General features: G+C 48.9%; 1 protein-coding gene and 1 pseudogene. Both read left to right on the forward strand.

The window, feature by feature from the left end:
- Window positions 1–405: pseudogene (locus tag GY683_RS02820) on the forward strand (restriction endonuclease subunit R); the annotation flags it as partial.
- Between the two features lie 12 nt (window positions 406–417).
- Window positions 418–1,118, forward strand: a 701-nt coding sequence (locus tag GY683_RS02825; protein WP_297287303.1) for a type I restriction-modification enzyme R subunit C-terminal domain-containing protein, incomplete at its 3' end; no start/stop codon positions are given.

Consider the following 1,118-nt stretch of genomic DNA (forward strand, 5'->3'; position numbering starts at 1 on the left):
ACCGGCACCGACATCAAACCGCTAGAATGCGTGGTATTTATGCGCGATGTAAAAAGCCCCGCCTATTACGAACAGATGAAAGGCCGAGGCACCCGCGTAGTGGGCGACGACGTACTGAAGAAAGTCACGCCCGATGCCCCCACCAAAACCCGTTTTGTACTGGTTGATGCCGTAGGCGTTACCGAAACCGACAAAACAGAAACCAAAAGCCTCGAGAGCAAACCCTCAGTCTCAACCGAAAAACTCATGTACCACATCGCCTGTGGTGATAAGAGCCCTGAAAACCTGCAATCTCTCGGTAACCGCTTAATACGCCTCGATAGCAAGCTCACCGATAACCAGCGCAAACAACTCAATAAAAAACTCGAAGAAGTCAGCGGCGAGCCAAAGCCCCTGGCGCTATGAGCGGGCGAGTTAGTGCATGCCGGTAACCCAGACTGTTTTGCCGAGCAGCTAAAAGCCAAGTTCGGCACCGATGAAGTCTCAGATGAAGAGCGCAAAAAAGAGTATGAAGCCCTGGCGCATCAAGTTACTTTGCCAATCAACGATGCAGATGTGCGCGAACTGATCGAAACCCTACGCCGCGACACCGATCAACTGATAGACGACAGTGCCGATGAGCTACTAGACGCCGGTTACGATGAAGAAAAAGCCCAAGGCATCATCATCCGTTACGAAGAGTTTATTGCAGAACACAAAAACGAACTCGATGCCATACAGCTGGTATACAACCAGCCCTATAAAAAACGCCACCTCAGTTACGAACAACTCAATGACCTGGTCGAAGAGATAGAACAGCCACCCTATAACATCGCCCCCAAAGATGTTTGGCAGGCCTACGAAATGTTAGAAAAACTCAAAGCCAAAGGTGCAGCGCCGAGTGAAAAGCTACCGGCCTTAATCAGCCTTATTCGCTGCTCTATTGGCGTGGCCAACGAGTTAGAACCCTTTCCGCAAATTGTGAATGAACGTTTTGAGGCTTGGCTTAAACAGCAACAAGCTGCCTTTAACGAAGAACAGTTGCAGTGGTTAGAACGCATTAAACAACAGATAGCTAATAACGCTGAGTTTGAAATGGATGATTTTGATTTTATACCTGAGTGTCAGCAGTTGGGTGG

Origin of the sequence: Moraxella sp., assembly GCF_024227015.1 — a bacterium.
GTDB lineage: Bacteria > Pseudomonadota > Gammaproteobacteria > Pseudomonadales > Moraxellaceae > Moraxella.